26 protein-coding genes and 1 CRISPR repeat array are annotated in these 25,172 nt (G+C 43.4%); of the genes, 11 read left to right on the top strand and 15 right to left on the bottom strand.

Annotation, left to right across the window (positions count from 1 at the left end; translation table 11 throughout):
• The coding region (locus AAFP14_RS11025) for a DUF4114 domain-containing protein (protein WP_341732304.1) at nucleotides 1-2,326 on the bottom strand (2,326 nt) is incomplete at its 3' end.
• Nucleotides 2,327-2,369: 43 nt separating this feature from the next.
• Here AAFP14_RS11025 and AAFP14_RS11020 point away from each other — a divergent pair.
• Nucleotides 2,370-2,570 carry a hypothetical protein gene (locus AAFP14_RS11020; protein ID WP_341732303.1) on the top strand — a complete coding sequence of 67 codons (201 nt, stop codon included), beginning with the start codon at nucleotides 2,370-2,372 and terminating at the stop codon, nucleotides 2,568-2,570.
• A gap of 174 nt (nucleotides 2,571-2,744) precedes the next feature.
• On the opposite strand, the gene AAFP14_RS11015 is transcribed toward AAFP14_RS11020, so the two are convergent.
• Nucleotides 2,745-3,422, bottom strand: a complete 678-nt coding sequence (locus tag AAFP14_RS11015) for an Npun_F0296 family exosortase-dependent surface protein (protein WP_341732302.1) — start codon at nucleotides 3,420-3,422, stop codon at nucleotides 2,745-2,747.
• Nucleotides 3,423-3,722: 300 nt separating this feature from the next.
• On the opposite strand from AAFP14_RS11015, the gene AAFP14_RS11010 reads away from it, so the two are divergent.
• From AAFP14_RS11010 to AAFP14_RS10995, 4 genes are all read left to right on the top strand, one after another.
• Nucleotides 3,723-4,382, top strand: coding sequence for a hypothetical protein (locus AAFP14_RS11010; RefSeq protein WP_341732301.1), 660 nt, complete (start codon nucleotides 3,723-3,725; stop codon nucleotides 4,380-4,382).
• Between the two features lie 37 nt (nucleotides 4,383-4,419).
• Nucleotides 4,420-5,319 (top strand): DUF1822 family protein, encoded by a 900-nt coding sequence (locus AAFP14_RS11005; protein ID WP_341732300.1) that lies wholly within the window; start codon nucleotides 4,420-4,422, stop codon nucleotides 5,317-5,319.
• Between the two features lie 370 nt (nucleotides 5,320-5,689).
• Nucleotides 5,690-8,623, top strand: a complete 2,934-nt coding sequence (locus AAFP14_RS11000; protein ID WP_341732299.1) for a pentapeptide repeat-containing protein — start codon at nucleotides 5,690-5,692, stop codon at nucleotides 8,621-8,623.
• Between the two features lie 28 nt (nucleotides 8,624-8,651).
• Nucleotides 8,652-9,242 carry a prepilin-type N-terminal cleavage/methylation domain-containing protein gene (locus AAFP14_RS10995; protein WP_341732298.1) on the top strand — a complete coding sequence of 197 codons (591 nt, stop codon included), beginning with the start codon at nucleotides 8,652-8,654 and terminating at the stop codon, nucleotides 9,240-9,242.
• Between the two features lie 145 nt (nucleotides 9,243-9,387).
• Here AAFP14_RS10995 and AAFP14_RS10990 read toward each other — a convergent pair whose 3' ends face one another.
• From AAFP14_RS10990 to rsmA, 7 genes are all read right to left on the bottom strand, one after another.
• Nucleotides 9,388-9,819, bottom strand: a complete 432-nt coding sequence (locus AAFP14_RS10990) for a hypothetical protein (RefSeq protein WP_341732297.1) — start codon at nucleotides 9,817-9,819, stop codon at nucleotides 9,388-9,390.
• A 95-nt stretch (nucleotides 9,820-9,914) separates the two neighbouring features.
• Nucleotides 9,915-10,601: a dual OB domain-containing protein gene (locus AAFP14_RS10985; protein WP_341732296.1), complete on the bottom strand. Its 687-nt coding sequence runs from the start codon at nucleotides 10,599-10,601 to the stop codon at nucleotides 9,915-9,917.
• A gap of 42 nt (nucleotides 10,602-10,643) precedes the next feature.
• Nucleotides 10,644-11,096, bottom strand: a complete 453-nt coding sequence (locus AAFP14_RS10980) for a DUF488 domain-containing protein (protein WP_341732295.1) — start codon at nucleotides 11,094-11,096, stop codon at nucleotides 10,644-10,646.
• Nucleotides 11,074-11,700 (bottom strand): DUF488 domain-containing protein, encoded by a 627-nt coding sequence (locus tag AAFP14_RS10975; RefSeq protein WP_341732294.1) that lies wholly within the window; start codon nucleotides 11,698-11,700, stop codon nucleotides 11,074-11,076. The genes AAFP14_RS10980 and AAFP14_RS10975 overlap by 23 nt, the downstream gene beginning before the upstream one ends.
• 58 nt (nucleotides 11,701-11,758) lie before the next feature.
• Entirely contained in the window at nucleotides 11,759-12,124 is a 366-nt protein-coding gene (locus tag AAFP14_RS10970; RefSeq protein ID WP_341732293.1) for a DUF3082 domain-containing protein, read from the bottom strand.
• Between the two features lie 146 nt (nucleotides 12,125-12,270).
• Entirely contained in the window at nucleotides 12,271-13,233 is a 963-nt protein-coding gene (gene ispE, locus AAFP14_RS10965) for a 4-(cytidine 5'-diphospho)-2-C-methyl-D-erythritol kinase (RefSeq protein WP_341732292.1), read from the bottom strand.
• A 324-nt stretch (nucleotides 13,234-13,557) separates the two neighbouring features.
• Nucleotides 13,558-14,385 (bottom strand): 16S rRNA (adenine(1518)-N(6)/adenine(1519)-N(6))-dimethyltransferase RsmA, encoded by an 828-nt coding sequence (gene rsmA / locus AAFP14_RS10960; RefSeq protein ID WP_341732291.1) that lies wholly within the window; start codon nucleotides 14,383-14,385, stop codon nucleotides 13,558-13,560.
• A gap of 314 nt (nucleotides 14,386-14,699) precedes the next feature.
• Here rsmA and galK point away from each other — a divergent pair, with 314 nt between their 5' ends.
• Nucleotides 14,700-15,773: a galactokinase gene (gene galK, locus AAFP14_RS10955; RefSeq protein ID WP_341732290.1), complete on the top strand. Its 1,074-nt coding sequence runs from the start codon at nucleotides 14,700-14,702 to the stop codon at nucleotides 15,771-15,773.
• Between the two features lie 71 nt (nucleotides 15,774-15,844).
• On the opposite strand, the gene AAFP14_RS10950 is transcribed toward galK, so the two are convergent.
• The 5 genes from AAFP14_RS10950 to AAFP14_RS10930 all read right to left on the bottom strand — a co-directional run bounded on the left by AAFP14_RS10950 (nucleotide 15,845) and on the right by AAFP14_RS10930 (nucleotide 19,562).
• Nucleotides 15,845-16,531 (bottom strand): SRPBCC family protein, encoded by a 687-nt coding sequence (locus AAFP14_RS10950; protein WP_341732289.1) that lies wholly within the window; start codon nucleotides 16,529-16,531, stop codon nucleotides 15,845-15,847.
• Between the two features lie 281 nt (nucleotides 16,532-16,812).
• On the bottom strand, nucleotides 16,813-17,091 hold the full coding sequence (locus AAFP14_RS10945) for a photosystem I reaction center subunit PsaK (protein ID WP_341732288.1): 279 nt from the start codon (nucleotides 17,089-17,091) through the stop codon (nucleotides 16,813-16,815).
• 144 nt (nucleotides 17,092-17,235) lie between these two features.
• Entirely contained in the window at nucleotides 17,236-17,448 is a 213-nt protein-coding gene (locus tag AAFP14_RS10940) for a chlorophyll a/b-binding protein (RefSeq protein ID WP_341732287.1), read from the bottom strand.
• A 288-nt stretch (nucleotides 17,449-17,736) separates the two neighbouring features.
• Nucleotides 17,737-18,624: a CRISPR direct-repeat array (repeat unit 37 nt; unit sequence GTGCTCAACGCCTAACGGCATCAAAGGTTTGTGCACA).
• Between the two features lie 643 nt (nucleotides 18,625-19,267).
• Nucleotides 19,268-19,390, bottom strand: a complete 123-nt coding sequence (locus AAFP14_RS10935; protein ID WP_341732286.1) for a hypothetical protein — start codon at nucleotides 19,388-19,390, stop codon at nucleotides 19,268-19,270.
• A 19-nt stretch (nucleotides 19,391-19,409) separates the two neighbouring features.
• Entirely contained in the window at nucleotides 19,410-19,562 is a 153-nt protein-coding gene (locus AAFP14_RS10930) for a hypothetical protein (RefSeq protein WP_340524523.1), read from the bottom strand.
• Nucleotides 19,563-19,616: 54 nt separating this feature from the next.
• On the opposite strand from AAFP14_RS10930, the gene hflX reads away from it, so the two are divergent.
• Nucleotides 19,617-21,170 carry a GTPase HflX gene (gene hflX / locus AAFP14_RS10925; protein ID WP_472851042.1) on the top strand — a complete coding sequence of 518 codons (1,554 nt, stop codon included), beginning with the start codon at nucleotides 19,617-19,619 and terminating at the stop codon, nucleotides 21,168-21,170.
• Nucleotides 21,171-21,705: 535 nt separating this feature from the next.
• Here hflX and AAFP14_RS10920 read toward each other — a convergent pair.
• Complete coding sequence (locus tag AAFP14_RS10920) at nucleotides 21,706-22,086, bottom strand: hypothetical protein (protein ID WP_341732285.1); 381 nt, start codon at nucleotides 22,084-22,086, stop codon at nucleotides 21,706-21,708.
• A gap of 16 nt (nucleotides 22,087-22,102) precedes the next feature.
• Between AAFP14_RS10920 and AAFP14_RS10915 the strand changes: the two genes are divergently transcribed.
• The 4 genes from AAFP14_RS10915 (at nucleotide 22,103) to AAFP14_RS10900 (ending at nucleotide 25,074) form a co-directional block, all read left to right on the top strand.
• Nucleotides 22,103-22,219 (top strand): PEP-CTERM sorting domain-containing protein, encoded by a 117-nt coding sequence (locus AAFP14_RS10915; protein WP_341732284.1) that lies wholly within the window; start codon nucleotides 22,103-22,105, stop codon nucleotides 22,217-22,219.
• Between the two features lie 195 nt (nucleotides 22,220-22,414).
• On the top strand, nucleotides 22,415-22,675 hold the full coding sequence (gene grxC, locus AAFP14_RS10910) for a glutaredoxin 3 (RefSeq protein ID WP_340524521.1): 261 nt from the start codon (nucleotides 22,415-22,417) through the stop codon (nucleotides 22,673-22,675).
• Between the two features lie 54 nt (nucleotides 22,676-22,729).
• Complete coding sequence (gene gshB, locus AAFP14_RS10905; protein WP_341732283.1) at nucleotides 22,730-23,689, top strand: glutathione synthase; 960 nt, start codon at nucleotides 22,730-22,732, stop codon at nucleotides 23,687-23,689.
• Nucleotides 23,690-23,937: 248 nt separating this feature from the next.
• Entirely contained in the window at nucleotides 23,938-25,074 is a 1,137-nt protein-coding gene (locus AAFP14_RS10900; protein ID WP_341732282.1) for a Gfo/Idh/MocA family protein, read from the top strand.
• Nucleotides 25,075-25,172 lie beyond the last annotated feature (98 nt).

Raw genomic sequence — 25,172 nt, 5'->3', positions numbered from 1 at the left:
AAACAGGTGCGATCGCCTTTTTGTCCTCTTCAATCTTCACCGCTGGCGTTACAGCCTTATCTGAAGTAACAACTTCGGTTTTCGATACAGATTCAGTACCAGGAGAAACAGGTGCGATCGCCTTTTTTTCCTCTTCAATCTTCACCGCTGGCGTTACAGTTTTCTCCGAAGTAGCCACCTCGATTTTCTCGACAGATTCAACAGCAGGAGAAATAGGTGCGATCGCCTTTTTATCCTCTTCAATCTTCACCGCAGGCGTTACAGCCTTATCTGAAGTAACAACTTCGGTTTTCGACACAGATTCAGCAGCAGGAGAAACAGGTGCGATCGCCTTTTTGTCTTCTTCAATCTTCACCGCAGGCGTTACAGCCTTATCTGAAGTAACAACTTCGGTTTTCGACACAGATTCAGCAGCAGGAGAAACAGGTGCGATCGCCTTTTTATCCTCTGCAATTTCCACCACCGGCGTTACACTTGTCTCGGAAGTAATAACTTCAGTTTTATCGACAGATTCAGTAGCAGGAGAAACAGGTGCGATCGCCTTTTTATCCTCAGCCTTTGAATCACCTGCAATATCAGGAATTGGAACATCTAAAGCCGAACCTGAAGGAGTATTGTTTACAGGTTTTTCATCCTCTTTTTTAAGCTCTAACTTCGGTTCAACGTAAGGCTTAGCATAAGCAATCAAAGCCTGACCCATATCTGTTTTGCGCCAATCTTTATCAGCATTAATCACATCATTCAACCGCACCGCATTACCCTTAGCGCCACGCACCTGAAATACGAAGTCATTATAATCGCGATCGCTCCCTAAATCGACCCGCATATCCTCCATTGCAAAGGTGTTTCCATCCCCTGTTACATCAGCAATTTGTCCTACATGAAACGCCTGATTGGGATTTGCCGTAGCCATAGAAAACAAAGGACGTTTGTCTCCTCCGATCGCCGGATTATTCAAAACTTCTTGTACAGTCCCATTCGGCACTAACATCACCCCAAATTCCTCACCCGGAGTCATCGCAAAAGTCTTAACTCCTAAGTAAGTTCCTTCATTAGAATTGCCTTCAGGTAAATTACCCGTAAATTTTGCACCTTCACTCAAATCATTAATCACTACATGACCTTTTGCAGAGTTACTAAGTGCTCTCGAAGCTGTTTCTTTAATAAATTCGTCTGAACCCGGTACAAACTTTTCCATACCTTTGAGGCTGAAAATGGCTAGCTGTCCCCGAAACAAGCCACCGTCAAATACAAAATCTATGCCCACTTGACCTTTTGAATCAACAATAAATTTTCCAGATACAAAAGGGTTGTTTGCTGCTACGATATTTGGATTGGTAGAAATTGTATTTGGTTCTTTGGATGCTTCTATTACTGAGATTTCAGTTTTTTCTACAGCTTTATTTTCTGTTTGTGTGGTAGATTGAGAGCTTTCGTGGTTGCTATTTTTGCTGATATCGGCGACAGTATTGGCTGGTTTGTCTGTTGTTGATTTATCGATTTTACTAGCTTCTGTAACTGTTGTTGTTGGTTTGGATTCTGTGACAGAGGTATTGGAGGCGATCGCAATTTCTGTCTTAGTTTCTTTCTCAGCTAAGGTAGTGGTTGCTGGTTTGGATTCTGCGACAGAGGTATTTGGGGCGATCGCAATTTCTGTCTTAGTTTCTTTTTCAGCTAAGGTAGTAGTTGTTGGTTTGGATTCTGTGACAGAGGTATTTGGGGCGATCGCAATTTCTGGCTTAGTTTCTTTCTCGGCTAAGGTAGTAGTTGTTGGTTTGGATTCTGCGACAGAGGTATTTGGGGCGATCGCAATTTCTGGCTTAGTTTCTTTCTCGGCTAAGGTAGTGGGAGTTTTATCAGATGCTATCTTCTCCACACTCTGAGGATTAGTCAAGGAATCAGTTGCTGTAATACTGTCGTCTTTAATCACAACTAACGGTGTATCTTTTGTGCTTCCAGTCAGGGTATCTTTGACATCTGTACCAGGACTGGAAGATAGAGTTTTCTGACTAATACTGGTGCTGGGTGAGCCGCTTAAACCGCCTTTTAGAGTGTCCGAAACAATTAATGAATCATCTATTTTTTTGCTATTGGGCTCCGCCATCGCATTTTTTGAGTTAAGCGTGTCAGTCGCACTGGATAGCTTTTCTGGTTCAATAATCGGCTGAGTTTTGGTATCAGCTATCAAAGGACTACCGCCAATATTTTGACTGTTGCTGCTGCTTAAAGGATTGAGGAGGGAATTTTTGGCTGCACTTCCCGGTAAAGTGTCAGTTATCAAAACATCGATGAGCTGGTTGCTGGAAACTTCATTTGTGGTAGCCATTGAAATTGCACTCCTAGTCGAGGATTGAATTAAAAGTGATATAATGAAATCAAATTCAGCCAAAGCCAATATTGCCAAAAATGCGATCGGCCTCTTGTTATTACTTACGAAATCCAGCCAAACTTTTTACGCAAATCTGGAAACTTTTTTTGAAACGGGCGATCGTAAGATGTTTATTAGTCTCGACTTCACCCGAAAGACCGCCAGGGAATTAATTCCCTGGCTCATAGCTAAAGTCCTCTAAAGAGGACTAATAGACACCGATATAATTTCTGTTTTCACCTGAACGTGACCAGAATATTTGATATTTTTATTGGAAATATGTAATTAATTCTTCAGTCCTCTTCAGAGGACTTTTGCTATGAGGCGGGGGTTTAAACCCCCGACGGACTACTACAACGAAGTGAAATATCTCAAATTAAGCAACCGTTGAATTCAAAAAATTCTGTTGCTGCTTCCGCTTCATCCGCCAGCGGGAAATGACAGCACCAAAAGCTAAAGTACCTAACACAGTAGTCGGTTCAGGCACAGGTTCCGCAACACGATAAGCATGGTTATCACTCTCAAATGCAGGATTACTAGAAGCTAGAACTAATTTGTTAAAGGACTCGTTTTTTTCTGCAAAGAAATTCACATAAGCATTAACGCTCTCATTATTGCCACTCAACAATTTTAGAAGAACATTGTCTTGGTAGAAAGCAATGTTATTATAACTATCAAAGGAACCCAAGTACATACCAAAGTAATCAATTTTTTCATCGAAGCTAATGCTGACATTATTATTTCCTCGACCATCGCCAAATGGCGCAACTGTAAGGTATTTCGTGTAGTCATCGCTTGGTGCAGAAAAAACATAGCTGATTTGACCTGAAACAACAGTAGGGCCGATACCAGGAGCCGAGTAAATAACAGGGCCAGATGTTGGCGCACCTGACTCGAAATCAATTGTTTTTGCCCCAGGTACGCTAGAGAATTGCCCTTGTCCGGGAACTGATGTACCTCCAAAAGACACCATAATCGCACTTACTGGATTGGAAATTCCAGCCCAAACTGCTGCTCCGATCGCAATCATTGATAATTTCTTCACAGTAGCCATAGAAATGATTCTCCTGAAAAAGTAAAAGTTGACAATCAAAGTATTTAGCGGACGATCGCCCTTTCCCCAAAAGCCCGCGCCAGCAAAGCCATACCCCAGGAAATCGCCCCCTTATTCTTACTTACGAAATCCAGCCAAACTTTTTCCGCAAACCTCAAAACTTTTTTTCCAAAACCCCTAAAACATAAAGTTTTGTAACAATTTCCCGATAAATGCGTAAAAACTGGCCACCAAATCCGAAATATAAATAGAAGTTCCGCCAAACTGCACAAAAATACCCAGAGGAGTGAGGAGAGCCCGATGGAAGACGAAATTGATTTGCAGCTTCGACAGCTAGCCCTAGAAGCTCAACAGCACCCAGCTAGAAGCCAAGAGCGACAGATAGCATTAACCAAACTAATCGACCAAATTTACCGTCATAACAGACTTACTCGTCCCCACATAGGTGATGACAGCATTCTTCATCTTTACGAAGACATTTACAGCGAAGCTCGGTTGAAAATAGTTGAGCATATCTGTCAAAACATTGACATCTATGATTCACAAAAACCAGTCATGGCTTGGGTGAATCACTTCTTTAAGTTTAGATTTAGAGATGTGTGCGATCGATATAGAAGAGAAACAAGAATTAAATGTTTATCGATAGATGACTTAGAAAAATTTGAACAAGAAGAATCGGATATTTATCAACAAAACTATCCCCAAATGCAAATGATGGAAGATACCCAAAGACTGCGTGAATTGATAGCAGAAGATCCCGATCGTCTTTTCCGAAATAAAACCATCAAAAATCGTCCCGATATCACTTGGCAAATCATAGCTTTAGCTATATTAGATGATGAAAAATGGAAGACCATAGCTCAAAGATTTCACCCTACCAAAAGCATTTCCACACTCCAAAGTTTTTTCGATCGAAATCTGCGGAATTTTTCAGATTACATTCGTAATAAATTACAGTAGGACTTAAACCGGAGCGGAAAAATTAATGATGAGTAAAATGATTGAACCAATAACTTTCACAGTGCCACTATCCTTGGAAGCACACGAAATTGCCCAACAGTGCAGCCAACAATCGAGTCCGAAAAAATTAAAACAAGTTTATCTTAATACCCTCGCAGTATATGCAGTAGATTTTTATCTGCGCTGCATGGGATTTGAGACAGATTGGCCCGCTAGCGACAGCCGCAATCCGTTAATGCTGAAACTTATGGATGTGGCAGATTTAGACATTAAACAAATAGGAAAAATAGAATGCTGTCCCGTCTTGCCAGATGCCGACGCTTGTCAGATTTCCTACGATGCTTGGGGAGACAGAATTGGTTATGTAGCCGTACAGTTAGACCAATCTTTGAGACAAGCAACGCTGTTAGGATTTACCCGAACAGTAGCTAAACAAGTGCCTCTGGATGAAATGAATTCCCTCGAAGATCTGCTCATATACATGAATCGAATCAAACAACTCAAACCAATTAATTTAATGAACTGGTTCGACGATGTTTTTGATGCGGGATGGCAAGTAATTGACGAGATATTAAATCCTCAACAATTGCAGCTTAATTTTAGAAGCAATAACGCAGTACCCATCAAACGCGGTCATAAAATTGACCTAGGAATGCAACTAGCAGAAAACTCCGTAGCACTAATAGTCAGTCTCCCCCCAGAACCAGAGCTAGAAGTAAATATTGAGATAGAAGTGCATCCAATGGGAAACCAAACTTATTTGCCACCAGGGTTAAAGTTGATGCTGATTAATGAGTCAGAGGAGCTACTTTATCAGGTAGAATCGAGAAAAGCTGACAACTTTATTAAATTTGAATTTACTCCAGATTTAAGGGAATTGTTCAGCATTAATATCGTGTTAGGAGATGCAAATATCAGGCAATCTTTTCGTTTGTAATTGTATCCTGTAGGCATTAGGTAGAGCGCCTCAGCCATTTTTATTGATTCCTGATTCCTCGTTACTAGGCTCTGCTCATTGGTGACAACTTAACGTTAAACTGATAGTCTCTCTTATTTGTATCGAAATCTGGATCCCCCCTAACCCCCGTTAATAAGGGGGGAACCGGAAATGGATCAAAGTCCCCCTTCCCCCCTTGGGGGGGCAGGGGGGGGTGGGGATTTAGGGGGATCTAGACTTCGCCTAAAAGCGACATTTATTATGAATTCCAGTCTTAAGTTGTCACCAATAGGCATAGCCTAGGAACAAGAAAACGATAAACCAGAAACATCCGTTAAATCCGTTACAAAATCCGCTGCCGAACTCCCCTATGTCATCATTAACCTTTCAAAACTTTCGCCATCAAAATCTTCAAGGTCGTTCTTTTAAAGGTCGTAATCTCACCAATGAAGATTTCTCTTATGCAGATATCCGAGGTGCTGATTTTACCAATGCAACTCTCGATGGAGCTAATTTCCATCGCGCTCGCTGCGGACTAGCCAGAAAATCCCAAATCCAAATATTCTTAATTGTAGCACTGCTCTCGGCAATATCAGGCATAGCTGCTGTAATTGCTGTTGATAGTACCTTCAAATCTCTCATTCCCAAAACAACCGAGCATATCGGTTTTCTGCCAACTGCAATCATCTTATTAGTCAATGCTATGCTGTTGACTACACTGATTCGTCAAGGTCTACAAAAAACTTTAGATTATTTAGGTATTGCGGCTGCTATCTTTGTTCCTATCATTGGTTTTTTGTCTGCCTTCTCCAATGATAAACATCCCATACTTTCCTGGTTAAGGTCTTTTAGAGCTGGTGCCTTAATGAGTGCCTTGTCTGGCGAAACGAAGGCTAACGATGTTCCGTTTTTAATTGTGACTTTAACTGCGGCTGTGGTTGCAACCACGATCGCACTTGTCGCTCTTCCTTTAGCCCTAACATTGGCTGAAATTGTTCTGGGGAGGACGATTGCAGCATTGGCTTTATTTGAAGCTGTCGCTATAAGTGCGATCGCCACCGGAATTATTGCCAGAAATTCCTTGAGATATTTAAAAGCATCCGTATTAATCCAAGCTGGAGTAGTTGACAACACAAACAATAAATGCTATGACTTCCTGAATAATTGTGTCAAAAACTTTGCCGATCCGCCTGTAGTTATTGCGGCGATCGCCGGAGCTGTCATGTTAGCTGTAGCTTTAATCTTATTGGGAGTTTACATTGCTAAGAGAGTGTTAGCTGAAGATGATAAATACAGCGTAATTTGCCAGTTAGCAATCGTCATTGGTGCGACAGGTGGCACCAGTTTTCGCAATACTCAATTAGCCCATACTAACTTCAGCTACGCCACCCTCAAAAACACCGATTTTAGATTGGCAAATATCCACCGAACTATGTGGCATCAGGCTCGTTGTCTCGACTGGGCAAGAGTCGATGAGACAATATTAATCAATCCCGCAGTGCGAGAGTTGCTTGTCACCGGGAAAGGTTGTCAAAAATCCTATCAAGGCATGGATTTGAGAGGAGCAAACCTGATGGGTGCAGACCTCAGAAATGCTAAACTACAAACAGCAGACCTCAGTCAAGCCACTTTGGAAGCTGCTAATTTAGAATATGCAATTTTAAGTCAAGTTCAGGCGATCGGCACGGATTTTAGCAGTGCCCAAATGACTGGTGTTTGCGGTTTGGGAACCTGGAATATTGACAGCACTACCAAACTAGAATGGGTTGATTGTAAGTGGGTTTACTTGCTAGAAGAACCGAAACCGCAAACGGACGATCGCGAACGCCGTCCCAGCGGTACAGACAACTATCAACCAGGAGAATTTACCACCTTTTTTGCAGAGGTTGTAAATACAGTGGACTTGATTTTTAAGTACGGTGTTGACTGGAAAGCTTTCATGGAATCTTTCCAACAGGTGCAACGAGAAAATCCTGGCATAAAACTCAATATTCAAAGTGTTGAAAATAAAGGCAATGGAATAGTCATTAAAATCGGCGTACCTCCTGAAACTGATAAAGCAAAAATTAACAATGATTTCAATAGTTTCTATCAAGCAGCGATACAAGTGTTAGGAACAGAAGCACCCGCCCTGCAAAACTCAGCAGAACAGCGCCAATACTTAATATCAGTAATGGAGGATATAGTCAGACCGTTGTCTGAACAAGTAGTATTCTTAAAATTTGACCGTGGTGACTTAAAACAAGGGTTTGAGGTGAGTGCTGGTATTTTGTGCGATCGCCAGCGTTTAGAGATAACATTAAAAGGCAAATTGCCACCAAAACCAGAAATTTCAGAAAACTATCAAAAGTGGCAAAAAATGTATGAGTTTAACCTTAAGCGAAACAACCGTGGCATAAAAGTAAACAAAAGTCAAATCACTAACTTTTCCGTAGAGGAGTTAAAACCCTTAGTAGAACAAGTAGAAATAGATATAAAAAACTGGCTAAAATCAGAACAATTTTACCCAATTCAGCAAGAATTGTGCGAGAAATTAAACCACAATGACGAGGTGCGGGTAATCATCGAAACTGAAGACAATTTACTGCGAAAACTCCCCTGGCATCAATGGGATTTTTTTGAAATCTACACTAAAGCAGAAGTAGCTTTAAGTCGCAAACTATCTAACAGAGTCAAAAAATCAGTACCATCAAGAAAAAAAGTAAGAATTTTGGCAGTTTTGGGCGACAGTACAGGAATTAATCTCGATAAAGATAGGAAAATATTGGAGAATTTGCAAGGAGCCGAAACAATATTTTTGGAACAACCAAATCCCAGGGAACTTGAGAAATATCTTACAGATGAAACAGGGTGGGATATCTTGTGTTTTTCGGGTCACAGTCAGAGCGAAGTAGATGGCAGTACGGGGGTGATTTGGATCAATAATACAGATAATTTAAGTGTGGAACAGTTAAAACATTCCTTGAAAATAGCTATTGAAAAGGGTTTGGAAATAGCAATCTTTAACTCTTGCGATGGTTTGGGATTGGCGAAGCAATTAGCCCATTTAGATATCCCTCAAATTATCGTGATGCGAGAACTGGTGTCGGATGCGATCGCCCAGGAGTTTCTGAAAACTTTTCTCCAAGCCTTTGCTGGTGGAAATTCTTTTTATGTTTCCGTGAGAGAAGCCCGAAAGCGTCTAAAAGATTATGACGGGCAAATTCCCGGTGTTAGCTGGTTGCCGGTTATATATCAAAATAAAGCTGAGTTTCCCAAGACTTGGCAAACATTGCAAAAAAATGGTCGATCCTTAGTTAAATAATTGTAGATTTTCTGTGAGGATATCAATTATGTCTGTTGTCCATCGACCTTTTAATGGCGGGAAAGACACCCACCCTAGGAGAAAATTAAACTATTGTGAAAAAGGCTTTACTTTGATTGAATTGTTGGTTGTGATATTTATCATTGGGATATTATCGGCTATTGCTTTGCCTATTTTCCTCAGATTAATCAACAAAGCTAAAGAAAGTGAAGCGACACAATATATTAGCTATCTGAACAAACATCAAACTGCACAATATTCAGAAGAATCTCAATTTACATACTCTTTTGGCGCGCTCTCATTTCCACAGCCCCAAACACCTAGTTCTGCGGCTAGTATTTTGAAATCAGTTGGCTTTTCCGTGGCAGAAACAAACAATTATTTATATGGGATAAAACTTACAACTTATAATAACAATCCGCTGGCTGTTCAGGTAGCTTTGTCTAAACAATTAGGGGTTCAATCTTATTTCGGAATTATGTATATCAAACATAACCCTATTCCCTGCGGGCCAGTTTCATTACCAATTAGTTTGTCTTCTCCCGTACTTCAACAGTTAGGAATTTTAAATAATTTAATTTCTAAGCCCGATAATTATTGCCCTCAGTTGTTGTCATAATAGGATGCAATATATTCGGGTTTGAGCGGAATAATTTCAGCTTTATAGAGCGCTGAGTTCACTGAATTAGATAAGAGAGAGATGAATGATTGGGATCTTGATATTAGTAAAATTCTTACTATCTAAAAAAATCATCGACTTCTGCTTAACTAAGTTCACTTTCCCTGATTTCCTCGTCTATCATCTGCATCGCTAGTTCCTGGTTTTGTGCTGACAACTGTTCAACTTTTTCTCTGAGTATTTTTAGCTGTTCATTCAGCACCCGAATTTCTCTGTCTTGCTCCTGAATCTTTGCCTCTGCTTCCGCAAGCGTCCGATTTTTTTCTAAAATTAACTCATCTCTAGCTTCTAATTCTAAAGCATTCATGGCAGCTTTAATTACATTATAAAAATGAGATTGAGTGACATCAACTTTTTTAGCAGTTTCACGAGTTTTGCCCAAAATTCCCATTTTTGAGCCTTGCTTAACTGCTAATACAAAGCCTTGATGATTTTTAATTTTTAATTCTTGGGTAAAATTCATTTGAACTAAACTGCAAGTATATCTATAACGGTCATAATAAAATTCTGCTTTCATAAAAAAAGCACCCTTTTTTGATATGTAAAGTCCGGCACAACTATAGCACAAAATCTGCAAATTTCATAATATTTAAGCTGGAAGTGCGATTTTGGTCAAAACAAAACTTCATTATCAACAATATCTTCCGGCAACTCTATCACACCGGCAATCAACTTCCAACAAGGGTCATCTCCCTCCCAATCATCGGGCCGCCAAGGCATACTCAAACTCACCGTAACCACACAAGCTTTTTGCGGTCGATATCCCAATTCTAACTTTCTAATAAAGACCGGATCGGTAATTGTAGCAGTCAATTTTTGGTTGTATTTGGTGACAATACATCCTTCCCATTTATTACCACCTTCAAATCTTTGAGTTAGCTTTTTTACGGTAAATTTTACTACTTTGACTAATTGCAAAGTCAGGCGATCGCCTTTTGGCAAAGACTGCATATACTCCACTGTAACATATCGCAGATCGTTGTGCAAAATATATTCGTGATTGTTGCAATATTTCAACAAATATGCTGGCGGAACTTTCCCTACTTGTCGCCATTTTCCAGGTAAAATAGACAGATTTTCCGATTCAAAACCAAAGTCCGGCCCCGTCTTCGCCAGAGGAATATCTAGAACATCTAATAATGCCGGTTCAAGTCTATTTATCTGCCGGATTTCTTTAGGAATCTGACCATCTGGTAAGTCGGAAACTGGGCGCACCCACTTACCTTGAAGTTCATTAATTCCGGCGATGCACCTTTCGCCGCGTTTCCAGGAATTAGCGAGACAAATTATCCGAGTCATTCGATTTTAGATTTGAGATTTTTTTATTAGATACCGCACTTTTTAAAGATGATTAATCTTGACATTTTTCCACTTATCCTTGAGATATTCAGCAACTAAGCGACGGTGACAATTATGGGGTTTTGGTTCGCTACAAAGCAGACACGCACAATCCATAATATCTGACGAAATCTTTTGTTCTATTTGTCGATCGCCCATTAAGCTCAAAAACTTCTGTTCATAAACATCCCAATCTCCCTGTTTCTTTTTATAATCATCCAAAATATCTTGAGTAGGCGCTAAATCCAGCACATGAACATACTCAATATTACCAATGGTTCGCAGAAAATATTCTAAATCTTTCCGCTTAGCAAAACCTGCTAACTGCGATACATTATTGAGTCGCGTATCGATCACCCTGCGGACTCCCGCTTCCATCAAAGTCCCAAAAAACTCCTCAGCACTTTTTTGAGTAAAACCAATTGTAAATAAATTAATTGTTTTCTTTTGTGACATAAGCGATTTCCAATCCGTGACGATAATAAGCTGATTCTAAATCAACGATCTCATTTTTACTATCTGGTGGTAATTCAAACAAGCTTAATTGAATTGGTTCATTATTTGTTTTGCCCTTGTTAAACTTGTTGAGAAGTCGGGCTTCTAAATCCTGATGCGATTCTAAATTTCCATCGGACAGAATGTGATTAATCTGCACATTGAAGTCTTTAAGCTTGTGGCAAACTAAAATAGTCCGATGACAAGTAATCGGGTCTTTTTCCGCACACATTAAACTGATTTTATAATGGGCTGCACCTTTGACTAAGCGCTGAATTCCTTCGGAGAATAGAGGAGTGGCGGCAATCCGTTGGTATAAAGCTTTACCGCTAAGATCGTAACAGCTTAAATCTTCCGGTCTCGCGCCCAACTCTTTACCTAAAAAAACGTATTGAATGCCGGCAGCAGACAGGGATGCTTTAATTTCCGATTGATTAAAATGGGGTAAATAACGACTAAAAGGCTGGGAACGCACATCTGCGACTGCCGTAATTCCATGTTTTTGTAGCAGTAAGATAAACGCTTCAATACTCAGATTTGAGTGACCTATCGTAAATAATTCCATGGTTTTGATTTGGCTATTTCAGTTCATGCCCCACAAAATTTTGTCTCAGGAGATGGTTTTAAACTGTGGATTTTTTCACCAGTTTTTGAATCAAAAGCTGCAAAGTCAGCGCCATCAAACCCACCGCCGCAAAACCAAAAACACCAGCGCCCAAGGCCACAATTCCCATGACCAAAGTCCGCACAGCCGCCGCAATGTTAATGACAGTCACATTGTCAGAATGAAGTGGCTTGTTAGCAAAGGTTTGGGCGATCGACAAAGTAAGCGCATACAAAGCTGCCGCAAAACCTCCCGCCATCAGCGAACCAGTCAAGCAACGCAACACCGTTGGTGGTTGAGGCGATGGTGGCAAAGCATCCTGAGTAGAACTTGGAGATGTGGCACTAGAATTAGAACTAGAATTAGAATTAGTTAAATCAGGCATTTTGATTGGAGATTTGCGATTTAAGATTTGAGATTTAGGGTTAATTGACCAAAATTCAAATCAGTGTTTTGTTTCATGTTAGCAGTTTTTTAAGCTGATTAGACTCCTGGTTTTCAGAAAATCCATCAGCCTCCGTCGGGGTTCACCTAGGGTTTCAAATCATTTCCTTCCGAAACAATCCGAATCCCGGTATTGCTAAATTTTGCTACCCAAAAATCCAAATCTGGAGAGCCGATCGCACTTTTTACCCGCTCCTGAATTTCCTGTGCTCTTTCTGGAGACTCGGCCAACGCAAACACCGTCGGCCCGGAACCCGACATCATCGTTCCCAAAGCTCCCGCCGACTCAAAAGCTTGTCGCAACTGCAACACCTGGGGGTACACAGGTAGAGCGACTTTTTCCAAATCATTGTGTAGCAATTGACCAATTTTCGATCGATCTTTTTGAGCAATTGCTCCCACCATTGGGCCCGAATGCAGCCGTTCCCGGCGACAATCCAAATCCTCCGGCCCACAATAGGAACTACTGAACTGTTGGCGATAAGTTTGATAGGACCAAGCTGTAGAAATACTGAGATTCCGAAACTTTGCCAACACCAGATACAAAGGTCCACAATCGGGCAAGGGCGAGAGTTTATCACCGCGCCCAGTCGCCAAAGCCGTACCTCCAGTAATACAAAAAGGTACATCGGAGCCCAAAGTTCCGCCCAACTCTTGCAACTCCGACTGAGTGAGTCCCAATTGCCATAACAAATCCATCCCGACTAACACCGCCGCCGCATTTGCCGAACCCCCAGCCAGCCCCGCCGCCACTGGAATCTGCTTGTGAATGGAAATTTCTACACCGCCGTATTTTGCCAAAGCATCGGGGAATTGCTTCGCCAACAAATCCGCTGCCCGGTAGGCTAGGTTATTCTTATCAGGAGGGACTTGCGGGTGATCGCAACGCACGCGAATTGTGTCTGTACCGATCGCCCGCAAGTCTATGCGATCGGTTAAATCTATACTTTGAAGTACCATCGCCAGTTCGTGATATCCATCTGGGCGATCGCCTATGATTTCTAAATAGAGATTGATTTTTGCGGAAGCTAGCAGAGAATAGGAACGCATAGGTAACTAAGCCAAGGGTGAAATAAACCCCTGGTTGAAATTAATTGACAACAGTCAGAGTCCATTTTCTCATAACTCAAAGGAAATATTATGCTGGAATTCTGGGAAATTTGTTTTGAGTTGGGCGTCGTTGATTCCCCACGGCCACTGCTACCTCTGGCAGAGCAGGTTAGTGTGGTTTGACGTGCTCTGAGATTCTCTAATTGCGATCGCCTATTTTTCGATCCCCATGAGGAGGACGCTCATCATCAGTTACCCAAGCCTAAAAAAACAGAATACCCAGATCCCCGCCACTCTAAACAAGTCTCAGTGCTAGCAAAATCCTTAACTTCCCACCTCAGAAATAATATGATTACTCAAATTGACCCATTGCTCCACGCTTAAATCTTCCGCGCGAGATTCAGGATTTATCTGTAACCCTTCTAGCAAATGAACCAATTTATCTAAATCCACAGCCCCTTTCAAATTATTTCGCAGCATCTTACGCTTGCTCCCAAATCCCAATTTAATCAAATTCTCCAAATGGCGCGGATTAACTGCCGGCGTTTCTATTAATCTCGGAACCAGCCGCACCACAGCAGAATCCACTTTGGGTGGGGGAAAAAAGTCTTTAGAAGGGACATCGCAAATTAACTCGCATTCCGCTAAGTATTGTACCCGCACCGACAAAGCACCAAAAGCTCTGGAACCAGCTTTTGCATAAAGTCTTTGGGCCACTTCTTTCTGCACTAAAAGTACGATCGCCTCGAAGGGTTCTGGCACCGGAACAGATATGGTTCCTAGTAGTTTTTGCAGAATCGGACCCGTAATATTGTAAGGAATATTAGCCACAACTTTATGGGGATTTTGAAATTTGGGAAAAGCCACCAGTTGGTTGTCTAAATCCATTTCCAGTATGTCGCCTTGGAGCAGCAAAAAGTTGTCAGCCTTACCAAGTTGCTTAGCTAGGCGTTGGCACAAATCGCGATCGATTTCCACTGCCACAACAGACTCAGCCTCAGCCAGCAAGCGCCGAGTCAGAATTCCCGTACCCGGTCCGATTTCGAGTACCCGCGAACCCGACAAATTCGCCGCTTTGACAATCTTATCCAAGGCTTTCTCGCTTTTGAGCCAATGTTGAGCAAACTGTTTCCGGGGGGTGGGCGATCGCATTTTTGGAAATCTTAGCAAATTTAGTTTATAATTGTATCACAAATCAAGACATTTTGCACCAAACCAATCCTAGGAATTTTTATTAACAGATATGCAATCAACCGCAAATAGACAATGCCAAAAAATTAACTAGAACAAATAAAGTTATTTCTTCTCAATTAGTGATTCTCTTTCCTCACCCAATAGCCGTCATAAATACTCAGAGAGCTAGTTTTTCTTATTTCTTACTTCTTCCTGAATTTTTCCCATCCCTCCTCCGCCCTTGGAGGTGACTTCTTCCTTCTTCACATCGATCTTCTTCCTTTTTCTCAACCATGAAATTCCAACGAGTATTTGGTACATTACCCAAAACCCAAGCTAGCGCCCCCGGAAGAGTAAACCTACTGGGCGAACACACAGACTACAACGAGGGATTTGTAATTCCTACTGCAATTCCCCAGCGCGCCACAGTACAAATCGGTCTGAGCAACGACCACAAACATCATTTCTATTCAGCAGAATTTGACGAACTCATAAATTTTTCCGACGATGATACTATACCCCAAACATTCGTCAGTTATATTTGCGGCTGCATCGGACTGGTAGAAAAAGAAGGATACAAAGTACCGCCACTCAATCTTTATATTACCTCCAATGTGCCGATAGGAGTCGGTTTGTCCAGCAGCGCTGCTTTAGAAATAGCGACTCTCCGAGGGCTGCGTACACTCTTGAACCTCCCCTTAGATGATGTGCGACTAGCTCAAATCGCACAGCTAGCCGAAATCCGATATGTAGGTTTTAACTGCGGCATTTTGGATCAAATGGCCGCCAGTTTAGGTGACACCAACTCCATGCTATTTATTGATACTCGCAGCCTGAATCGCCGTAAATTACGATTTCCTAAAAACACAGAAATTTTAGTCCTCGATAGCGACGAAACCCACAAACCTGCTGGTAGCCTCTACAATCAGCGACGGGTAGAGTGCGAAGCAGCCGCCCAAATGTTGGGTGTTAAAGCCCTCAGAGATATCGAAGACTCCCAAGCCGTGGAAGTATTACCCCAACCCTTGAGAAAGCGAGCCCGCTACATCGTTACTGAAAATAATCGGGTAATTGAAGCTTTTAAGCCACTACCGGCAAAAGTTTTTGGACAATTGATGAATGATTCTCACACTAGCTTGCGCGATGACTATGAACTTTCGGTGCCGTCAGTGGACACCCTAGTGGAAATATTGCAGGAAACTCCTGGAGTATTCGGTGCTAGGTTGACAGGGGGAGGTTTTGGTGGTGCTTGTGTAGCTTTGATTGAGAGTGAAAAAGCTAGTTCCATCGCCACTGAGGCGATCGCCCGTTACCAGAGTGCGGGTTATACTGGTCGTGTATTGGTCCCACCAGCAATCGCATTTTAGATGGGAAACTTTAGATCCCCGACTTCTTGAAATGTTGCGGGGATCTGCATCTTTTGGTTGAGGTAAGCTGACTACTTGCGGCCCGAAGATTGACCTTCCGTTGTCGCGATTTCTCCTGTTTCCATAAATTGTTTAAACCGACCCAAATCGTCAGCAATTTGTTGTTGCGGTGCTTCCCCAAATAGTTTAGCCACCGTAGCAGTAATTGCACCACCGGGAGGGTTATATTCTAGAACAACTTTCACCTCTGTGCCGCGTCCTTCTGGTCCCGGTTGAAAGCGCACAAAACCAGAATTTTCAACCTCAGCCCCTGGTACAGAAGCCCAAGCAATTAAACGATTCTCTTCTTCCCGGACAATTTCTGCATCCCATTCCAAACTTTGGCCCATGGGCGCGCTAGCAATCCAGTGAGAACGGCTCTCATCGATTACCTTAACGTACTTAAGATGTTTCATAAACCGGGGCAAATTTTCAAAATCGCGCCAAAAACGGTACAATTCATCAGCGGGTTTATTAATCGTCACCGTTTTTTCAACTTTAATGCTTTGAGGCATATCTGGTAACTTCAACTCTTCGCCAATTCCTAGGCCGCGGGCTGCTAAACCGCCCCCCGCCGCCGCCAGCAAAGCACCTCTTAAAGAACGCTGTGACAAACCGAAAAGTACGAGAGCACCGCCACCAATTAATGATGCCCAGCGCTCGGTTTCGGTGCTGTTAGGTAGGTTCTGTTTGTCAGAATTTGTAGATGTAGATTCCATTGTTTTCAACCTCGTTAATGAAGGATGGGAGACTTGAAGTGGAATTTTTTAACTAATACCAATTTTAAAAAAGAGTGCAACAGTAGTCTTGTCCCTCCCCTTTATAAGGGGGGGTTAGGGGGGGTCAAAGATTGTTGCGCGATTTTAGATAAATGGTATAAATTTGCATTCAGAAATTAAATTAGGGTAAGCGTGGTTGTTACTTACCCCTTATAATTTTTGTGCGCTACTGATGGAACATTTTGAGACTCGTAGCGAACTGAGAAGGCGCGCAATTTTAGCTAGATATACTTGTCTACGCTCAGCGTTAAAATCAAGAAGGTTCCTAAAAGATGACCTGCACTCATGCAAGCTAGAAATGCGGGGACGCTAAGATTGTTAAATAAAGAGGCGAAGGGCAAGGGCATTTTCGGCCCGACGTTAGGATGCCAAATTACGCGACTGAGAACTACCAATGCTAAGATATTAGAAATAAACATCACTAGCGGTTTTTGCCAATTGCCTGATGCTGTATCAGCTACAGCAGATTCTAGTACGGCTAACAAGTTAGAGCTGAGCATTATTCATTCTCCCATTTTGCACAAAATCTCAGAGGTAGTCGATCGGACAAAATAGCTGAGTGTTTTTCACTGGAGTTTGCCACTGTTAGCCAGTCTGGCCGTATAGATATTTCGCTATAGTGCCAGACTGGAAATGTTCGCTCATTAGTGAGCAATATAAGTAGGCAGAAAGTGAAGGACATCCCGTAGAACGCTATATCCAGCAAAGTCCCAGAGCAAATAAGCCAAGAAACCAATCATCGCTAAGCGACCGTTCCAAAGTTCTGCTTGGGGGTTGAAACCAAATAGGAAAGCGTTGCGGTCTTTACCGTTGTAGGCAAGGGCATTAGGGGGTAAGTTGGTAGGACGAGTTTCCATGTTTTACATTCCTTAACAATGTTTCGCTTATCATAGTAACTATCTAGTTTTTATATTGCTATCTGTCTATAGGCTCAAAACAAACACAAGCCCAAAGAAGGATTTGGCGATCGTAAATGATGTGTTAAGTTTTGTAAGAATTTTTGTTAATGTGCGATCGACACCTAATATCAATTCCTCTCTTCATCGGAATTATTCATTTCTCTGGGATCTCTCTGTGTTCTCTGTGCTCTCTGTGGTTAAATCATTCCGATGCAACGGTCAACGATACAACACCCTACACCTTCGATGCTCAACGCCTAACGGCATCAAAGGTTTGTGCACCGAACCAGTAGAAGCCACACTTACAACACCTTTCGTGCTCAACGCCTAACGGCATCAAAGGTTTGTGCACTCGCCAAAGCTTCCTCAAACCCCTCGTTCTCAGGTGCTCAACGCCTAACGGCATCAAAGGTTTGTGCACTTTAGATCAAGGTGCCGAGGGGATGTTATCTTTGTGTGCTCAACGCCTAACGGCATCAAAGGTTTGTGCACATCTTTTAGATAGAAATTAACTTGATTTCTATTTTGTGCTCAACGCCTAACGGCATCAAAGGTTTGTGCACACCAGGACTGAGGTAAGTATCCAGCACTTAAATCGTGCTCAACGCCTAACGGCATCAAAGGTTTGTGCACATGATGCTCCGAATTTGGTGACAACACCATTGTAGGTGCTCAACGCCTAACGGCATCAAAGGTTTGTGCACAAGATGTCAGGTTTGTTGAATTGTTTTGGGATTTCGGTGCTCAACGCCTAACGGCATCAAAGGTTTGTGCACATACCCTCTTTCCATTGGTAGCGACAGTTGATGCAATCGTGCTCAACGCCTAACGGCATCAAAGGTTTGTGCACATGTTCTGCTGTGTTGCGATCGTGCGATTCATCGGGTGCTCAACGCCTAACGGCATCAAAGGTTTGTGCACAAACAGAATTGTTAGAGATTGCTGAGTCATGATGGTGCTCAACGCCTAACGGCATCAAAGGTTTGTGCACGTGTAGCCGTAACCTTGAACGATCACGGGAGGATGTGCTCAACGCCTAACGGCATCAAAGGTTTGTGCACAAGAAATAACTTGGCAAGTTTTAACGCCTCATCTACGTGCTCAACGCCTAACGGCATCAAAGGTTTGTGCACAGCGGTTCCTGAAACCCTTATATAGCAAAGCCTCCTGGCCAGTTTTGCAAGCACCCCACCACTCAAGGCAGCCAGAGATAGCAATTATGGCAAAAAACCTACTAACCAGAGACATACAGCAACCCTCAAAAGCTTACACAGCCTAGGTTTTGTCAAAATGCAAGCACCTCCTCGCCTGTTAGAGAGGGCTCAAAGCCAATCAGGTAAAGGTTTTGAACCCCATAAAAGCCTAGTTGATTTCTTCACAACCAGAGGTGCTTGCATTTTAGGAATATCCTAAGAGCTTTCATCAACAGACCAAGTACCAAAACTATTTTAAGCGACAATGGCTTCAACACACCGATCGCACCCAGGAATCACAAACAAATTATCCGGCTCGGCCAGGACTCACATAAAATCCTCTCTTCACCGTCCTGTATTAAACTCTCTCTTCTCTTTCTTCGCGTCAAGAGCACCTTCGCGGTTAAATCATTCCGATACAACTGAGATCTTGCAGCAATGTCAATAAGGGGATTTTCGGTGGGGGAGGGCGGGTTTATTTAACCTATCTACAACCAGAGAGGCTTTCGGTGAACCCGCCCCTACAGCTAATTGAGAATGGTGCAAGATCTCACAGACAACGGGAAGTGGTATCATTTCACTTCCTAGTGCCCGTTTTCCCGATCGCCCACCATCCTCCACCATCCTACACAGAACACGATCGCCCTTAGCATCACTAAAATAATTAGATAAACATAGCGATCGGGAGAAAAAGTTATCGAAACCATCTACGGCAATCTTCAAGGTTTAAAGTCCAGTCAGCTTAAACAACTCGAAAAGCTTTACCACCAGAGACTTCCAGGCGATCGCCTGACCACGACAGAATTTGCCCAGCGCCTCGCCGCCATCAGCACCGAAATAGACAAACCCATCTGCACCTACATCAATCGTCGCGGACAAGTAATTCGCGTCGGTGTCGGTACTCCCCGCCAAACCCAGATTCCGCCCCTAGAATTGCCCCGCTACGGCGGAGGTCGTCTCAGCGGCATTCGCTGCATCGCCACCCACCTGAAGCCAGAAATACCAAGCGAAGCAGCCCTGACAGCTATGGCAATTCAGCGCTTGGATGCCCTAGTCTGGCTGACTTTGACAGGGGGAGGATTTCAGCGACGGGGTGGCGGTGCAACAGGTTACATCCAAGAAACCTATCTAGCTCACCTGATACCTCAAAAAGACCAAGCAACTTTTGATTTTTCAGTGTTGACTTCTGAGTTAGAAGAAGGTTCAAATCCGGTAGAAAAACCTTCTATTGAAAACTCACAAATCAAAACTCAACACTTTCCCTGGAAAGTGTCTGAACCTCAGAATTTGGATTACCTCAGCAACCAAGATTTTCTGGATTTAGTAGAAGGACTCGAAGCGGATTTTGAAAGGGAATTTGTCGCCAGACAAGTTGATGCCGATCAAGATAAAGTGCTGCTAGTAGGTGTTATGACTCAGGAAATTACACTGCTAGATTTTGAGGATGGACTAGCAGAAATTACCAGGCTAGTTGACAGTGCAGGGGGTCAGGTACTGCAAACAGTGCGCCAAAAGCGATCGCGCCCCCATCCCCAAACCGTTGTAGGTGAAGGTAAAGTTCAGGAGATTTCTCTGACTGCTCAGACAATTAGCGCTAACCTCGTAGTATTCGATCGCGACCTTTCCCCCGCACAAATACGGAACCTAGAAACTCAGATCGGTATTCGCGTAGTGGATCGCACAGAAGTAATACTCGACATTTTCGCCCAAAGAGCGCGATCGAGCGAAGGTCAATTGCAAGTGGAACTAGCTCAACTACAATACAGCCTGCCCAGGCTCAGAGGTCGCGGTCAAGCCATGTCCAGACAAGGTGGTGGCATCGGTACCAGAGGGCCTGGGGAAACCAAACTGGAAACAGAACGACGGACAATCGCCAAACGCATTGCTCGATTGCAGCAAGAAGTCAATCAACTACTAGCCCACCGCTTCCGACTGCGACAAAATCGCCACCACCACGAAGTACCCTCCGTCGCCATCGTCGGCTACACCAACGCCGGCAAATCGACTCTACTCAATCTGCTCACCAATTCCGAAGTCTACGCGGCAGACCAGTTATTTGCTACCCTCGACCCCACCACCCGACGGCTAACCATTCAAAGTCAAGTCCCAGGGGAAATGCTCTCCATCGTCCTGACAGATACAGTAGGCTTTATTCGGGAACTACCCCCCGCCTTGATCGATGCTTTTCGCGCCACCCTGGAAGAAGTGACTGACGCCGATGCTTTGCTGCACGTAGTCGATCTCTCTCATCCAGCATGGCAAAGCCAAATTCGATCGGTCATGAATATTTTGACAGATATGCCTGTAACCCCAGGGCCAGCCCTTGTAGCCTTCAACAAAATCGACGCAGTAGATGAGGAGACCCTCGCCCTGGCGCGAGAAGAGTTTCCCCAAGCCGTATTTATTTCGGCGGCCAAAGGTCTCGGTCTGGAAACACTCCGCGAGCGACTAGCTCAGCTCATTCAATACGCCCTCTGCCTGCGGTAATTACTTAAAGATGAGTTTGAAGTAGTTGACAACCGTCAAAATACTTACATATACTGAGATAAAACCCTAAGTGATTGTAAGACTATGGAATGGTAGTCAAAGTGGGTTATTGCAAAGTACAATGTAATTGAGTGAGTTGTCCCCCACCTAAATCATTACTTTGAGGAGGCACTATTCAAGGTAAAAATACTCTTTACTGATGGCGGTAATAGCTGTTAGTCAATCAAAATTTCCCAAAAAATGTGGCAAAGCGGCGTAAATCACAGATTGTTGACAGAATGTGAAATAAAATAAAGTTATTCTAGTATTTGGGCGATCGGCTCAAACCCTAAATTAGCCTTTACAAGCGCCCGCTTGCTCCAACCTCAACTTATTCTAATAGAATCAAAATCCTTGTCCACACAGTGCCGCTCTTTAGCACTACTTGTATCATCCGATATAATCCGATTTTACCACTGTTTAACTAAATAGTTATGTGTACGCTCCTGGCAAAACTAAGAATTGGAATCTCTGCCACAGTCGCGACAGGGTTCTACTACCTAGCTGTGGCCCCTCCCGCGACCGCACTAGACGTGTGCGGGCCGGGAAATTTTTCTAGTGCCTGCGTCACCCCCGCACCAGACACAGCCACAACAGCATCACCAGCACCAGACCCCATCGTTACCTCACCAGCACCGACACCAGACCCCATCGTTACCTCACCAGCACCGACACCAGACCCCATCGTTGCCTCACCAAGCCCAAGCCCCAGCCCAAGCCCCAGCCCAAGCCCATCACCAGCAGTAGTTTCACCAGATCCGATACCACTATTAACAGAGCCAACACCATTACCATCACCATCGCCATCACCAGCACCGATAGTCCCGTCACTGTCAGCACCAGAACCGATACAGAGTCCGGTCTCGACTTTTAACATATACACAGCCACACCCGTGAGAAGCTCAACTTCTATTCCAGAACCCGGTAGTGTAATTGCACTGCTTCTGACTGGTGCAGGAGTCGTGACTTCGCTGAAAAAACGAAATAAGCAAGTTGGTCAGCAGCGCTAGGCTGGTGCAAGGCGCTGCTTGTCTGAAAAATGTCTCCGTTCCTTGAAGCACGGGTGATTTTTAGTTTTTAGGGGTATTTCAAAAAAAAGTATAAAAAATAACATTAGGGCAGACTCGCGAAAAATATTAGATAAAAATTTAAATAAGATTTGTTAAGATGAGAATTCAAGAATATAGTGATGGTTAAAAAATCTGATGTCCCCTAATGTAGAAATTTACACTTGGAGAACCTGCCCGTTTTGCATTCGTGCCAAAGCACTGCTGAAGCGCAAAGGGGTGGAGTTTACAGAGTACGCGATCGACGGAGATGAAGCAGCACGAGCTAAAATGAGCGATCGAGCTAACGGACGTCGCTCTTTACCCCAAATCTTCATCAACGACGAACACATAGGTGGCTGCGACGATATCCACGAACTAGAAGATATGGGCAAGCTAGACACCATGCTAGGAAAATAAACATTATTTTCATGCGGAATTTGACCAAAATCCATTCATAAGTGCCAACTGACCATGAAATTTGCATTCATCATCGATCCCCTCGACAGGCTAATTCCAGGCCATGATAGCAGCGTAGCACTGATGGAAGCAGCCCAAACTTTGGGTCACGAAGTTTGGGTGACTCAAGCCAACGAGTTAAGCGTCATCGGTGGCAAAACCTGGGGTCTGCTGAGTCCGGTGACACTAACCCCAGTAAATTTGGTAGAGGGACGTTGGGTGGCGGCTGAGGTTTGGTACGAGGTAGAAGCACCAACTTTGCAGCCTCTAGAAGCAATGGACGCAGTATTTATGCGTACCGATCCCCCAGTGAATGTGCCTTACCTCTACGCTACTTACCTGCTTGACTACATCGATCCTGCTAAAACTTTGGTGGTGAACAGTCCACAAGGATTGCGGGATGCGAATGAAAAAATGTACGCTTTGCAATTTGAAGGAGCGATCCCAGAAACAATTGTCTCTCAAAGTAAACAGGTAATTCGGCAATTTGTGGAGAAAAAAGGAGCAGCAGTGCTCAAACCTTTGGGTGGGAAAGCTGGGGAAGGAATTTTATTTTTGGAAAAGGGCGATCGCAACCTCAACTCCCTGGTGGAAATTAGCACTCACCAAGGTACTGTTCCAGTAATGGTTCAGACTTATCTGCCGGAAGCAAAAGATGGAGACAAACGGATTATATTATTGAACGGTAAGCCGATCGGTGCTATCAACCGCATTCCCACCGGCAATGAATTTCGTGGCAACATGGCCGTGGGTGGCCGAGTCGCAAAAACCGAAATTAGCGATCGCGAACTCCAAATTTGCAGTCAGTTAGCGCCAGTGTTGCAAAGGGACGGATTGTACTTTGTGGGAATTGATATCATTGGCGGCTATCTCACCGAGGTTAATGTCACGAGTCCTACAGGGATCAGAGAAATCGACTTGTTTAATGGGGTTAGTTTGGGCAAAGAAGTAATAGAATGGGTAGTTAGTCATTAGTCAGTAGTCAGTAGTCATTAGTCAGTAGTCATTAGTCAGTAGTCAGTAGTCATTAGTCAGTAGTCAGTAGTCATTAGTTATTAGTCATTAGTTATTAGTCAGTAGTCATTAGTTATTAGTCAGTAGTCAGTAGTTATTAGTCAGTAGTCAGTAGTCATTAGTTATTGGTTACTGGTTATTTACTACTAATTAGCAATGCCCAATTCCCAATTCCCAATGCCCCATTCCCAATTCCCAACTATTAAATTATGTCTAAAATTGGCGTTGCAGTAGTCGGTACAGGTTTCGGTCAAAAAATTCACATTCCCGGATTCCAAGCCCATCACCGCACAGAAGTCGTGGCTGTTTACCACCGGAACTTAGACAAAGCTCAGGCGATCGCCTCTAGCCAGAATATCCCCTATGCTTGCAACTCCATAGAAGACATAATTGCCATCCCAGAAGTAGCAGCAGTCAGCATTTCCACCCCGCCATTTCTGCATTTTGAAATGGCAAAAAAAGTCTTGGCAGCAGGGAAACACTTATTGCTAGAAAAACCCACCGCCCTCACAGCAAATGAAGCTAGAGAACTCTACAAATTGACCAATAAATCTCAAACAAACCCAGAATCCCCAAGTGTGAAAACCATCGCAACCATGGATTTTGAGTTTCGCTTCATCCCCTCTTGGCAAATGCTAGCCGAACTATTAGCCACAGGATATGTCGGAGAAAAACGTTTAATTAAAATAGACTGGCTGGTATCGGGCCGGGCTGACGCTAATCGCCCTTGGAACTGGTACTCACAGAAAGATAAAGGGGGCGGTGTTTTGGGCGCTACAGGTTCCCACGTCTTTGATTATATTAACTGGCTGTTCGGTCCAGTGAAGAGGCTTTCTGGACAATTAATCACAGGAATTTCGGCGCGCCCAGACCCTGATGAATTAGGAAAATTAAAACCAGTAGATGCAGATGATTCTTGCACTTTGATGCTGGAATTAGCAGACGGCACCCCTTGTCAAGTTTGCTTGAGTTCTGTTACCTATCAAGGGCGGGGACACTGGGTGGAGATTTACGGAAGTAAGGGGACTTTAGTTTTAGGAAGCGATAACCAGCAAGATTATGTCCACGGATTTCGCCTGTGGGGTTCCCAAGGCCCAGAACCTTTAGCTGAAATCAAAATTCCTCAAAGATTGGAGTTTCCTCAAGTTTATCCAGACGGGAGAATTGCACCGTTTATTAGAGTAGTAGATAAGTGGGTAGAAGCAATTGATGGGGGTGAATCTTTGATACCGTCTCTGAGGGAAGGGGTTTACTCCCAGTTGTTGATGGATTTGACTCAGGAGTCTCATGCGACGGGAACTTGGGTTGAGATACCGAATTTGGATAAATTTTTGAGCGGTAAGTAAGTCGATCGAATTAAACGTCAAATAGAGATGGCTAAAAAGCTTGCTGTATAATCATTCTTCCTTTTTCATATCGATCTTCTACTTAACTCGTCTTTAGA

This window comes from Microcoleus sp. EPA2 (assembly GCA_020882975.1).
Lineage (GTDB): Bacteria > Cyanobacteriota > Cyanobacteriia > Cyanobacteriales > Microcoleaceae > Microcoleus.
This window is presented reverse-complemented; position numbering and strand designations above follow the sequence as displayed.